The organism is Inquilinus sp., from assembly GCF_057815775.1.
Map to the genome: position 1 here is coordinate 20,343 of NZ_JBYRFX010000537.1, position 11,981 is coordinate 32,323.

Genomic DNA, 11,981 nt, shown 5'->3' on the forward strand with positions numbered 1-11,981 from the left:
CCGCCTTTCCGTGTTTGTCGGGTTGACCGAGGCTGAGGCGTTGATTAACAGCGGCGGTGGTGGAAAGTGTCCACGAGTGCCGTTATGGACACATGTTTGCGGGAGAGGCGTCGGCACCGGTCGTGGCCGGAGGCGCTGAAGCGGCAGATCGTGGCGGCGTCGCTGGTGCCGGCACCCCGACAGCCCGGAGAGGATCTGCGACATCGCCGGAGAGAAGATCTGCCATTGAGGTTGGCCACGCCTCATATAGTTGGACATGATCCGTACCCTCATTGGCGGCATCGCCGCCGCAGCACGAGATCGATCTTGCGCATTGATAGATTATCAATATCGTTATCGATAATGATAATCCGATTCAGGGACTGAGATGCTCGCCATCGCGCAGGACGGCATGCGGCCCGGCAAGAGCGCGCCTGGTAAAAGCGCGGAGATCTTCGACGGCCTCAAGCGCATGATCATGCTGGGCGAGGTTGCGCCCGGGCTCAGCCTGCTCGAGCTGGAGCTGGCGCAGCGTTTCCAATGCAGCCAGGGCACCGTGCGCGAGGCGCTGTTGGCGCTTCAGGAGGAGGGGCTGGTGCACCGCCTGCCGCACAAGGGCACGCGGGTCGCCGACTGTACCGAGGATGAGGCGGTCGAGATGTTCCGGCTGCGCCATGGCATCGAAATCCGCGGCATCGTCCGTGCCATGCGGCGCCCCGACCCTGCCCTGCTGCCGGACCTGACCACCTTGATCGAAGGTATGGAGGCCAAGGCGCAGATCGGCGACGAATACGGACAGACCGAGCTGGACCGCGCCTTCCACCGCCGGCTGTTCCGGGCCGCAGGTCTGCCGGCGGTCGAGCCGCTGCTGCACCGCTGCATCCTGCACAACCACCGCTTCAAGATCACCCGCAGCGTCGAGCGGCGCGACCTGACCGCCACGGCCCGGCGGCACTGGACCATCGTCGAGGCGCTGGCGGCGCGCGGCGAGGCCGCGGCGGTGGCCGCCATCGGTCATCACATCGAAACCATCGTCGATGTCGGTCCGTCGATCTTCGGCGCCGCCGCCGAAGGACCCAGGGCATGACCGGCTTCGACCCGAACGATGCGCCGAACCCGGAGATGGCGGCGATCATGGCGCGGCTGGCGGCCGAGGATGGGCATCTGCCGGACCCGACGCTGCTGCCGGCCGCCGAGGGCCGGGCCCAGGCCGAGGCGGGCAACCACCGCTGGAACCAGGACCTACCGCCGATCGAGACGGCGGAACTGACGCTGCCCGGCGGCGACACCGCCCGCCCCGCCCGGCTGTTCCGGCCGTCCTCGGCGCGCGGCGCGATCCTGTACATCCATGGCGGCGGCTGGGCCTTCTGCAGCCTCGGCAGCCACGACCGGGCGATGCGCTGCCTGGCCGAAGCGACGGGCATGGCCGTGATCGGCATCGACTACCGCCTGGCGCCGGAGCACCCCTACCCCGCCGGGCTGGACGATTCCCTGGCGGCTTGGCGGGCCCTGCCGGAGGTTCTCGCCGATCTAGGCATCGCCGGTCCGATCGGCGTCTCAGGCGATTCCGCGGGCGCCAACCTGGCTCTGGCGCTGATGCTGCGCGAACAGGCGGCCGGCCGGGCCCTGCCCGACTTCGGGCTGCTGTTCTACGGCGTCTATGCCGTCGACCACGAGACCGACTCCCACCGGCGCTTCGGGCCCGGCGGCTACGGGCTGACCACCGCCAAGATGATCCGCTACCGCGACTGGTACGTGCCCGATCCGGCATCCTGGACCCAGCCGGCGGTCTCGCCCCTCGCCGCGCCGGACGCAGCACTGCAGGCGCTGCCGCCGCTCTACCTCAACGCCGCCGGGCTCGACCCGTTGCTCAGCGACACGCTGGGGCTCGGGGACCGGCTGCGGGCACTCGGCCGGGCCGATCCGGTGCGGGTGCATCGCGGCGTCATCCACGGCTTCATGCAGATGACGAGCGCGCTGGCGGAGGCCCGAACGGCCTTCGCCGAAGCCGGCGGCTGGGCCCGCCGGTTCAACGAAAAAGCATAAACGGAGGAGGAAACGTCATGAGGAAGCTACGAGGCGCGGCCCTGGCCGTGCTGTTGGCGCTGGCCGCCGGGGCGGCCCAGGCCGAGAGCACGGTCCGCTTCTGGTACCATTTCGACAATCCGGACAACCCGGTGGCCGACCTGGTCGCCAAGTTCGAGGCCGCCAATCCGGGCGTCAAGGTCGAGGCCGAGAACATCCCCTGGAACAGCTATTACGACAACCTGTACACCGCGATCGCCGGCGGCAACGCGCCGGATGCGGCGATGGTGAAGCTGTTCGCCCAGCCGCGGCTGGTGGAGATGGGGGCGCTGGAGCCGCTGGACGACCGGATCGCCGGCTGGGACGGCAAGGCCGACCTGCAGGACGACCTGCTAAAGATCAATGGCGGGCCGGACGGCAAGCAGTACTACCTGCCGGTGCAGTACGTCGTCTCCTACCTCTATTATCGCGTCGACCTGTTTGCAGCGGCCGGGCTGCAGCCGCCGAAGACCTGCGAGGATTTCGCCAAGGCGGCCAAGGCCCTGACCCGCGACACCAATGGCGATGGCCAGCCCGATGTCTGGGGCTTCGGCTTCCGCGGCGGCAAGGGCGGCTACGACCATTGGGGTCCCTTCGTGCTGTCCGCCGGCGCCAAATTCGAGAAGGGCGGGCTGACGACGCCGCAGGTGGTCGCCGCGAACAGCTGGCTGGTCGATCTCTTCCGCGGCCAGAAGCTGTTCCCGCCCTCGGCCCCGAATGATGGGTTCCAGGAGATCATCGCCGCCTTCCAACAGGGCCGGACGGCGATGACGATCCACCACATCGGCTCCTCCGCCGACATGGTGAAGGCGCTGGGCGACAAGGTCTCCGCCGTGCCGGTGCCGGAATGCAACGGCGGCCGCTGGACCTCCTACGGCGATGAATCCCTCGCCGTGCTGTCCTCGGCCGAGGACAAGGAGGCCGCCTGGAAGTGGATCGCCTTCCTGGCCAGCGGCGACGCCAATGTCGAGTTCAACAAGGCGACCGGCCAGTTGCCGGTGACCAAGAGCGGTGCCGCGAACTGGACGCTGCACGAGAAGCGCTTTGTCGACGCCACGGTGCAGTCCTTGCCCTTCGCCCACAGCCTGCCGGCCGTCTCCCAGACCGCGGATTTCGTCAACACGGTATGGCCGGCGGCGATGCAGCGGGCCCTGACCGGCGAGATCACGCCGGCGCAGATGATGCAGGACATCGAGCAGCTCTACGCCCCGTGAGGCGAGGACGAGGCCCATGTCGATGACCCTGGCAACGGCGCGGCGGGCCCCGGCCCGCGGCCGGACGCGGACCCGGATCCTGCCCTATGTGCTACTGAGCCCGGCGGTGCTGGTCACGCTGCTGATCGTGTTCCTGCCGATGCTGCAGGCGCTGGTGCTGAGCCTGCACGACTTCGTGCTGTTCCGGCCGAACCAGATGCCCTTCGTCGGGCTCAGCAACTTCGCCAAGGCGCTGGCCGATCCGGTGTTCTGGACGTCGCTGCAGCACACCGCGATCTGGGTCGGGATCACGGTCCCGGCCCAGCTGCTGCTGGGCCTCGCCACCGCGCTGCTGCTCAACCAGCGCTTCTGGTGGCGGCCGCTGGCGCGGGCGATGGTCATCATCCCCTGGGCGCTGCCCAGCGTCGTCATCGCGCTGATGTGGCGCTGGATCTATGACCCGAATGCCGGCGTGCTGAACGATGCGCTGGTACGCCTGGGCCTGCTGCAGGGCGCCTTCCCCTGGCTGGCCGATCCTGGCACCTCGCTCTACGCCATCATCCTGACCCTGACCTGGCAGGGCTTCCCGTTCTTCGCGGTGATGATCCTGGCCGGGCTGCAGGCGGTGCCGCAGGATTTGTATGAGGCCGCGGCGATCGACGGCGCCGGCCCTTGGCAGCAGTTCCGGCGGATCACCCTGCCCTCGATCGCCGGGGTGATCGCGACCGCGGTGCTGCTGCGGGTGATCTGGGTCGCCAACTCGATCGACGTCATCTTCGTCATGACCGGCGGCGGCCCGGGCTACGCCACCCATACCCTGCCGCTCTACGCCTTCATCAAGGCCCGGACCAATCTCGATTTCGGCTACGGCTCGGCGCTGGCGGTGATCTTTACTTTGCTGCTCGCCGGCTTCGTCCTGGTCTATCTCCGGCGCACCACCAGGGCGATGGACTGATGGTCACCCGCAGTTCCCCCTGGCGCCGGGTCGCCCTGATCCACCTGCCGATGCTGCTGATCGCCGGCTTCGCGCTGGGGCCCTATCTGTGGATGGCGCTGACCTCGCTGACGCCGCCGGACGAGATCGTCGCCCGCGGCGTCACCGCCGACCCGTCGGCCTGGACCACCGCCAGCTACGAGCGGCTATTCGGCCACACCAGTTTCCTGGCCAATATGCGCCACAGCCTGATCGTGGCGCTGGGCACCGTCGCGGTCGGGCTAGTCCTCAGCGTCACCGCGGCCTATGCCTTCTCGCGCTTCCGCTTTCCCGGGCGCCGGCTGCTGATGGTCCAATTCCTGGTCATCAACATGTTCCCGATCGTGCTGCTGATCCTGCCGCTGTTCGTGCTGATGAGGCGCCTCGGCCTGCTCGACACCCACATCGCGCTGATCATCGCCAACGCCACCGTCGCCATCCCCTTCGCCATCTGGATGATGACGAGCTACATCGACGCCATCCCGAAGAGCCTGGACGAGGCCGCGATGACCGATGGCTGCTCGCGCCTCGGCGCGCTGTGGCGGGTGATCCTGCCGCTCTGCATCCCCGGCCTCGTCGCCACCGGCATCTACATCTTCATCACCGCCTGGAACGAATACCTCTACGCCCTGACGCTGGGCGGCCGCAGCGTCCGCACCATGACCGTCGCGATCCAGACCCTGATCGGCGAATACCAGATCGAATGGGGCCTGCTGACCGCCGGCGGTGTGGTCGGCGCCCTGCCCGCCACCATCCTGTTCCTCATCGTCCAGAAACGCCTGATCGGCGGCCTGACCCAGGGCGCCGTGAAGGGATGACCATCTCGCCACCGAAAGTGACCCCATCCATGCCGAACCCGATCGGCCTCATCTCCATGCAGGTCGCGCGCCCCTTCACCGCCGAGCATTTCGGCTGGTTCGAGCGGATCCGCACCATGGGCTACGACTTCATCGAGCTCCTGGTGCCCGAGCCGGGTGAGCTGGATCTCGCCGAGACCCGCCATGCCCTGGACGGCGCCGGCCTGTCCGTCGTCCTCGCCGCCCGGGTCAACCTGCAGCGCAACCTGACCGGCGACGATGCCGCCGCGCGCGAGGCCGGGGTCGACTATCTGCACTATGCCACCAGCTGTGCCGAACGGCTCGGTGCCCGCATCGTCGGCGGCCCGCTCTACGGCAACCCGCTGGTCTTCGCCGGCCGCCCTCCGGCACCCGTGCCTGAGGATCTTCGCCTGCGCCGCCAGGACTGGTGCGTCGACGGGCTGCAGCGGGCGGCCGACGCGGCGCGCGACCACGGCGTGGTTCTGGCGGTCGAGCCGCTGAACCGGTTCGAGACCGACATCCTGTGCACCACGCGCCAGGGACTGGACCTGATCGACCTGGTCGACCGGCCGGAGGTGCGGCTTATGCTCGACACCTTCCACATGCACATGGAGGAGGCCGATATCGCCGAGGCGATCCGCCTGGCCGGCGACCGCTTCGTCCATTTCCAGGCGAATGAGAACCACCGCGGCTTCATCGGCACCGGCGCGACCGACTGGGTGGCGGTGGCGCGAGCGCTAGCCGATGCAGGCTATATCGGCCCGATCTCGGTCGAGCCGTTCCGCCGCGACGATGACCGCTTCGGCGTGCCGATCGCGCAGTGGCGGCCGCCGCATGAGGACGAGGTGGAGAAGCTGACGCAGAGCCTCGCTTTGCTGCGCGGCGCGCTGACGATGGGAGGGCACCGGCGATGACCATGAAGATCGGCTGGATCGGCTGCGGCACGCACGCGACCCAGATGCTGCTGACGCAGCTGACGCGGCACGATGTCGAGCTGGCGGCGCTGTGCGATATCGACGGCGCCAACCTGGCCCGTGCCGCCCGCCAGTTCGGCGTGCGCGCCACCTATGCCGACCATCGCGACCTGCTGGCCCATCCCGGGCTGGACGCGATCGGCATGGCGGTCGGCCCCGCGGCGCACCACGCCATCTGCCTCGCCGCCCTGGCCAAGGGGCTGCCGGTGTTCATGGAAAAACCGCCCGGCGGCACGCTCGCCCAGGCCGAGGAGTTGCTGGCAGCGTCGGAGCGCGCCGGCAAGCCGCTGGTGCTCGGCTTCATGAAGCGCTGGTCGATCGGCAACCGCATCGCCGGCGGCATCGTGCGCAGCGGTGAGTTCGGCCCGGTGCTGGGCTTCTACGGCTCATACATGACGGCCCCGACCTACTTCCAGGGCGCGGTCGATTATTCGGGATTCTTCCTGCACCACTGCGTCCATTACATGGACCTGCCGGCCTTTCTGGCAGCGTCGCCGATCCGCGAGATCTCGGCCCGCAAGGTCGAGAACGGGCCGGGGCACCTACTGATGCACATCGCGCTGGGCTTCGACAGCGGCGCCATCGGCACCATCGTCATGGGCACGGTGCAGTCGCGCGGCACACCGATGGAGTTCGTCCAGATCATGGGCGACCATCGCCGGCTGGAGGTGCGCAACGTGATCGACGTGACCTATTACCGCGACCCGGCCTTCAAGACCCAGAACCTCGGCGCCAGCCTGTCCGACACCGAAGACGCGCTGACCTGGTCGCCCAACTTCACCGCCGCCGCCAACGAGGATTTCAAGGGTTACCATGCTTTGCTGGAGGTCACGCTGAAGGCCTTCCGCGGCGATGCCGCCGATGCCCCCACAATCCGCGACGGCGTGACCGCCATGCGGCATCTGGAGACGCTGCGCCGCCAGATCGGAGGATAGAGCACGCGGTTGATCCGGAGTTCGAGCTGGACCAGCGACACTCGCCAGATCGTCTGCACGCGGAGAATCGACGGGATCGCGCCATTAGGAGACACCACGGTGGCATCCCGGTAGCGGACATTCGTCGAACCGCAGCGATTCTAGCCTTTCACGGCCTGTTGAGACCCGCCGACAGACAACATGAGCGGACCTTAGCCCGTCGCCGCATAGGGGATATCCGTTCGAATAGGCACGGCGCTCTCCGCGAGAGCTGCCACGATGGGCTGGATCAGCGCTGTGGGGCCACCGGCCGCGCGATGATCTTCAGGCTGATCAGTTGCGGGCAACCTGCACGCGCATAGGTCACAATAATGTGACGACAGGCTCACGCAGCGCCTCGGCAAGATGATATCGTTAGGCTGGTCTTGCTTGGCTGGAGCCGCGTCAGTCTCCTGCTCCACGGCGGACGGAGGTGCACATGTTGAACTCCGGAGAAGACCAGATGCCGCTTCGGCGGGCAGCGCAATATCTCCGGATGTCAACGGATCATCAACGATACTCGATTGAAAACCAAAAGGCTGCGATCGCTCAGTATGCTGGAGCACACGGCTTTGAAATCGTCCACACATACGCAGACCCAGGTAAGAGTGGGCTGACGCTGAAGGGGAGAGCAGCGCTCCAACTGCTGCTGTCAGATGCCCTCAAAGCAGATTGTGATTTCGAGGCAATTCTTGTACTGGACGTCAGCCGATGGGGACGATTCCAGGATCCCGACCAGGCCGCCCACTATGAATTTATCTGCCGGCAGGCCGGGCGCAGGGTAATTTATTGTGCAGAACAATTCTCTGATGATATGTCGATCTCTGCAAATATAATGAAACATCTAAAAAGAGTGATGGCGGCTGAATATGTTCGAGAATTATCGGTAAAACTCTCTCGCGCTCATATTCAGCAAGCACATTTAGGATTCCATCAGGGCGCGTCCGTTCCGTATGGATTTCGGCGGCTTCTCGTCGATTGCCAGGGAAATCCCCGTTTCATACTGCAACCTGGCCAAGTCAAGGCGATCGCCACAGATCGGGTAATCGTGGTGGCCGGACCTCCCGAGGAACAAGAGGTGATCCGCAGAATTTTTCGTTGGTGTGCTCGGGGGCGTCTCAGCACCGCCGCCATTGCCGGCAAGCTTCGCGCCGATGGCGTGCCGGCAGATGAGGGCAGAAAATGGAGCTCTTCCAAAATTTACAGATTACTAAAATCTGAGTTATGCGTCGGCATTTACACGTACAATAAATTTCCATCTCCTCTGAAATCAGAAATAATTGCCAATCCGGAACATCTTTGGGTTAGGGTCAATTTATTCAAGCCAATTGTTACCGTGAGTTTATTTCGACAAGCGCAAATTCAATTGCGGAAAAACTGGCATCACTCGCGATATACAAATAGCGAGTTAATTAGGAAGTTAAAATCTCTATTGAAGTCCAAAGGCTACCTATCGCATTCCTTAATTTCAAATTCGAAATCCATTCCATCCGTCGGCATGATTCGTAGCCGCTTCGGCAGTATAAGGGATGCTGCCCATCTAGCAGGCTATGACCCCCCGGATTGGCTGCTCAGAAATCATGACGGCCGCATCTGGACGAACGACGATCTGCTCGACGGCCTGAGGCGGCTGCACACGCGCGACGGATACTTTTCTTGTCGAGCGATCAAGATGGACCCAGATCTACCATCCCTCGGGACGTTCACGCGCCGGTTTGGCTCCATGAAAAAGGCTTTGGAGCTGACGGGCTGCCGTCTTCACAGTGCTCAAGAGGTACACATCGCCGCGCACGCTCGCTTCCGTGAACGGCGAGGTGACCGGCCAAGAGCCAGCACCACAGAAGCAATGTTGGCTCGATTGCGCCGGTTGCTGGATCAGCACGGATATCTTTCGAGCGCGCTCATCGCGGACGATCCTGAGATGCCCACGCCGAGCACCATCGTCAATCGTTTCGGCTCGCTCCGCAAAGCCTATGCAGCTGTCGGCTGGGTCGTTACCAGGTCGCAGATTGTGGTCGCGACGAACAAGCGGCTCGTGCCATGCCCCGGGAACGAGAGTATCGAGGCGATGTTATCTGGCCTGCGTCGGTTGCTGTACCGGCACGGATACCTTTCTGCAGAGCTGATCGACGCCGACCCGGGAATGCCGTCCCATTTCACAGTGGCACTTCGATTCGGATCGTTGATCCGAGCATACGCCGCAGCGGGTTGGCCGATGGACAAGCACCAGATCTACAAGGAGCGGTCGAAGCGATTGGCGCGGCTGCCAAGGAAAGTCAGAGGAGGCCGCACGTAACCCCACCGTTTTCGAGCAGTGATTTATACTCACCGGCACATGGCGCAGATTTCATAGACCTACCGAAGCCCTGCCGGATGCCGTAGCCGCTAGTCGACCAGGACGATTTGATCCGCTACCGCGCCAGCAACATCGACCGTGACATCTGCCCGCTGAAGCCACGTCGCTGTTCAAACGCTCCAGGGCGCAATATCCCGCGCTCCGTCCACAAGGGGGCACGCGACATACCGCCGCGACCGATGCCTATGTCACCTCGCGCCGCGGGGAAAGATCGAGATGCTTTTCACCCCCTTCAGGCGCATTCTGAGGCTCGACAGGCTGTGGCTGAAAGGGTGGAACGGGGCACGCGACGAGTTTGCCTCGTAGTCGGCGCCCAGAACGTCTGTTAACTCGCCAAGCTGGTCACGATGCCGGCCCCCAGAGCGGCTAAAACGGCTTCGCCTGGTGCCCCCCCCCAACGGTCAGACCCGCGCGCCATCCACGGCCGGCTTGTTCAACAGAATCAGCCCACAGCGGGCACGCAATATTCGCAATGAGGTCTGCGCTATCAGAGAGCAACGCCGCAACATTAACCTTCTGAATGGCCAAGCGCAAAGTTCCCCGAAATCTATTTCAGGCGAAAGACAACCAGCAGATCGCCCTTTTCAATAAGAGCAATGTCTTGATCGTCGGACTGAAAATAAACCCTGTCCACGTGATCGGCGAACAAATCTAAGATTGCACGTACCGTCGGCAAGCGCTGAGCCGATCCAACGATGTAACCGGTCTTGATCTCAGCGACCTCTTCAGGACTCTGACGGCCCCATTCGATGCCTACCGCGACAATCCCGCCAGGTTTCACCACCCGGATGACCTCAGTTGCCGCGTCCCTTTTCCGATCGCTATAACTGATCACCCAACCCAATACTGCCACATCAAAAGTGGCATCGGGATACGGCATCGCGTGCATGTCGCCTAGCTGGATCATTGGCGAATAGGAAATTAGGTCAAGTGCTGAAATATTACTTCGCCGAAAACCGTGGGCGATCAAATTGTAAATTTCGCCCTCTGTACGAGGGCCAATCGAGAGGATTTTCCAATCCTTAATACTTGCACGAGTAGCTGCCGCCTGAGCCACAATTGGATAGATGAGACGGACCGACCGCTCGACATGCAGATCAAGCATTCCCCGCAGATTGTGTGCAATCGTGCTCTTTGAAACCCCGGCGCCGCCGGTTTCGGTTGAAAGGCGACGCAGAATCATCACGAACCAAATATAGCGCGTGCCCGCGATTACGAATCGAACCAGCTTCGTCCGTAACATCTCTCGGGGGAAGTCCGCCAGGATGGGCCAAAGCCAGTTCTTTAACCCTCTTCCCAACGAGCGCCGGTGCTTGGTTATTTTGCCATCATTCTTGATATAATCCGCACTCATCGAAATCCCTGAAGCGTTCCGACCAACATTGCGGGGCACCCTGCGACGCCCTACCGGTGCCGTCAAGGGAGGGCGGACATGATGCGCTGGGGCTTCGCCCGGTCGGCCCGAACCCGTCCTACGTCACAAACGTCCGCAACCTCTCCAGCAACTACTGGAAAGGATGGCTGTAGCCGGAGTGGCGTGTGGTCGTGCCAGCCATGGCCTTCAGCGAGTACATGCCCCAATCAGATCCGATCACCAAAAGAGAGTCCGTGGCCTGTTCGCGCTGAAGGATGACTCCTCCAACGCAGGGCCACCGTTCGGCTTCGCGGGCGTCTGGCGTACCTGGACGGGGACTCGTGGCACCAAGGCCGATCCGGTCGTGGGTGAGCACAAGCTGTTTTCGTTCCTCACCACGTCGGCCAACAGCATCGTCAAGCCGATCCACGAGAAGGCGATGCCGGTGATCCTGACACCGGATAAGTGGCACGCCTGGCTGACGGCACCAGTGGAACAGGCGATCGCTATGCAGTAACCACTTCCCGATGAGCAGATCCATGTCGCTCGCGTCGGCCCGAAGGGCGACAGCGATGATCTGCAGCTGGCCTACTATGTGGAGTACCAACGGCTGGCGGCAGGGCGAACGCCTACAGCAGCCCCGTTCATCAGCTTTTTTACCGAGGAAGATTATGAGCTCGATCAATCTCATGGACGTGACGCTTCATGTCATGGAGGTCGCGTACGGCCTGTCCTACAATGCCGGTGAGCTTAAGCTGCAGTGCAAGGGTGACCTGCCAGGCGTCCCACCCGGTGCCATGACGCTCAAGGGAAGCCTGCTCTTCAGCGCGATCCCGAAGAACGGCAGTCACAACACAATGTGCGACGGTCGTTTGTGGAGCAACGGCGAGGGCAAGATCGTTTTCGACCTCGACGACGGATCGACGGCAACCCTGACCGTGACGTCGATCGTGCCCCCTCCGCCCAGCCAGTTGATCGTGGCTGGGCCAGGCGTTTGGCACGTCGACGAGAGCTGATTGTCTACGGCGCTGCCGACCTCGTAGGCACGATCCGCTACCGAAAATCCCGCGACCCCGGCATGGCGTCGACAGCCTCGCGCTCGGTCAACTCCGGCTCGACCTGGTCGGGCCCCTCCAGCCGCCCCAGCTCGCGCAGCAGCGGCGACCGGTCGATCACATGCCGGGCGATCAGGTGGATGACCAACCCCTCCTTTTGCAGGCGGCCACGGACCTCCAGCAGGCGGGCGCCGATCACGGCACGGCGGTAGCGCTCATAGACATGGGGCCAGACGATGATGTTGGCGACGCCGGTCTCGTC

General features: G+C 63.9%; 12 protein-coding genes. 10 read left to right on the forward strand and 2 right to left on the reverse strand.

The genetic code is table 11. From position 1 onward, the window contains the following. Positions 1 to 367: 367 nt before the first annotated feature. The 8 genes from AC3XYG_RS18800 (at position 368) to AC3XYG_RS18835 (ending at position 9,250) form a co-directional block, all read left to right on the forward strand. Positions 368 to 1,066 (forward strand): GntR family transcriptional regulator, encoded by a 699-nt coding sequence (locus AC3XYG_RS18800; protein WP_489141384.1) that lies wholly within the window; start codon positions 368 to 370, stop codon positions 1,064 to 1,066. Next, the gene (locus tag AC3XYG_RS18805; protein ID WP_489141385.1) at positions 1,063 to 2,025 is read left to right on the forward strand and encodes an alpha/beta hydrolase; all 963 of its coding nucleotides are present in this window, start codon (positions 1,063 to 1,065) and stop codon (positions 2,023 to 2,025) included. The genes AC3XYG_RS18800 and AC3XYG_RS18805 overlap by 4 nt, the downstream gene beginning before the upstream one ends. Before the next feature lie 17 nt (positions 2,026 to 2,042). Next, complete coding sequence (locus AC3XYG_RS18810) at positions 2,043 to 3,257, forward strand: ABC transporter substrate-binding protein (RefSeq protein ID WP_489141386.1); 1,215 nt, start codon at positions 2,043 to 2,045, stop codon at positions 3,255 to 3,257. Positions 3,258 to 3,273: 16 nt separating this feature from the next. After that, positions 3,274 to 4,191 (forward strand): carbohydrate ABC transporter permease, encoded by a 918-nt coding sequence (locus AC3XYG_RS18815; RefSeq protein ID WP_489141387.1) that lies wholly within the window; start codon positions 3,274 to 3,276, stop codon positions 4,189 to 4,191. Beyond that, positions 4,191 to 5,027, forward strand: a complete 837-nt coding sequence (locus AC3XYG_RS18820; RefSeq protein WP_489141388.1) for a carbohydrate ABC transporter permease — start codon at positions 4,191 to 4,193, stop codon at positions 5,025 to 5,027. The genes AC3XYG_RS18815 and AC3XYG_RS18820 overlap by 1 nt, the downstream gene beginning before the upstream one ends. 29 nt (positions 5,028 to 5,056) lie before the next feature. After that, positions 5,057 to 5,941 carry a sugar phosphate isomerase/epimerase family protein gene (locus AC3XYG_RS18825; RefSeq protein WP_489141389.1) on the forward strand — a complete coding sequence of 295 codons (885 nt, stop codon included), beginning with the start codon at positions 5,057 to 5,059 and terminating at the stop codon, positions 5,939 to 5,941. Beyond that, positions 5,938 to 6,936, forward strand: a complete 999-nt coding sequence (locus tag AC3XYG_RS18830; protein WP_489141390.1) for a Gfo/Idh/MocA family protein — start codon at positions 5,938 to 5,940, stop codon at positions 6,934 to 6,936. Before AC3XYG_RS18825 ends, AC3XYG_RS18830 begins: the two co-directional genes overlap by 4 nt. A 457-nt stretch (positions 6,937 to 7,393) precedes the next feature. Continuing rightward, positions 7,394 to 9,250 (forward strand): recombinase family protein, encoded by a 1,857-nt coding sequence (locus AC3XYG_RS18835; RefSeq protein WP_489141391.1) that lies wholly within the window; start codon positions 7,394 to 7,396, stop codon positions 9,248 to 9,250. A gap of 607 nt (positions 9,251 to 9,857) precedes the next feature. Here AC3XYG_RS18835 and AC3XYG_RS18840 read toward each other — a convergent pair. After that, positions 9,858 to 10,664, reverse strand: a complete 807-nt coding sequence (locus tag AC3XYG_RS18840) for a class I SAM-dependent methyltransferase (protein WP_489141392.1) — start codon at positions 10,662 to 10,664, stop codon at positions 9,858 to 9,860. A 163-nt stretch (positions 10,665 to 10,827) separates the two neighbouring features. On the opposite strand from AC3XYG_RS18840, the gene AC3XYG_RS18845 reads away from it, so the two are divergent. Further along, positions 10,828 to 11,181: an SOS response-associated peptidase family protein gene (locus tag AC3XYG_RS18845; protein ID WP_489141393.1), complete on the forward strand. Its 354-nt coding sequence runs from the start codon at positions 10,828 to 10,830 to the stop codon at positions 11,179 to 11,181. A 154-nt stretch (positions 11,182 to 11,335) separates the two neighbouring features. Next, complete coding sequence (locus AC3XYG_RS18850) at positions 11,336 to 11,680, forward strand: hypothetical protein (RefSeq protein ID WP_489141394.1); 345 nt, start codon at positions 11,336 to 11,338, stop codon at positions 11,678 to 11,680. Between the two features lie 37 nt (positions 11,681 to 11,717). On the opposite strand, the gene AC3XYG_RS18855 is transcribed toward AC3XYG_RS18850, so the two are convergent. Next, positions 11,718 to 11,981 (reverse strand): hypothetical protein (locus AC3XYG_RS18855; protein WP_489141395.1); only part of this gene is annotated, 264 nt, incomplete at its 5' end.

What these genes read in the sequence shown, in the direction of transcription:
- AC3XYG_RS18800 (WP_489141384.1), top strand. Translation starts at nt 368, where the DNA reads ATGCTCGCCATCGCGCAGGACGGCATGCGGCCCGGCAAGAGCGCGCCT.
- AC3XYG_RS18805 (WP_489141385.1), top strand. Translation starts at nt 1,063, where the DNA reads ATGACCGGCTTCGACCCGAACGATGCGCCGAACCCGGAGATGGCGGCG.
- AC3XYG_RS18810 (WP_489141386.1), top strand. Translation starts at nt 2,043, where the DNA reads ATGAGGAAGCTACGAGGCGCGGCCCTGGCCGTGCTGTTGGCGCTGGCC.
- AC3XYG_RS18815 (WP_489141387.1), top strand. Translation starts at nt 3,274, where the DNA reads ATGTCGATGACCCTGGCAACGGCGCGGCGGGCCCCGGCCCGCGGCCGG.
- AC3XYG_RS18820 (WP_489141388.1), top strand. Translation starts at nt 4,191, where the DNA reads ATGGTCACCCGCAGTTCCCCCTGGCGCCGGGTCGCCCTGATCCACCTG.
- AC3XYG_RS18825 (WP_489141389.1), top strand. Translation starts at nt 5,057, where the DNA reads ATGCCGAACCCGATCGGCCTCATCTCCATGCAGGTCGCGCGCCCCTTC.
- AC3XYG_RS18830 (WP_489141390.1), top strand. Translation starts at nt 5,938, where the DNA reads ATGACCATGAAGATCGGCTGGATCGGCTGCGGCACGCACGCGACCCAG.
- AC3XYG_RS18835 (WP_489141391.1), top strand. Translation starts at nt 7,394, where the DNA reads ATGTTGAACTCCGGAGAAGACCAGATGCCGCTTCGGCGGGCAGCGCAA.
- AC3XYG_RS18840 (WP_489141392.1), bottom strand. Translation starts at nt 10,664, where the DNA reads ATGAGTGCGGATTATATCAAGAATGATGGCAAAATAACCAAGCACCGG.
- AC3XYG_RS18845 (WP_489141393.1), top strand. Translation starts at nt 10,828, where the DNA reads ATGGCTGTAGCCGGAGTGGCGTGTGGTCGTGCCAGCCATGGCCTTCAG.
- AC3XYG_RS18850 (WP_489141394.1), top strand. Translation starts at nt 11,336, where the DNA reads ATGAGCTCGATCAATCTCATGGACGTGACGCTTCATGTCATGGAGGTC.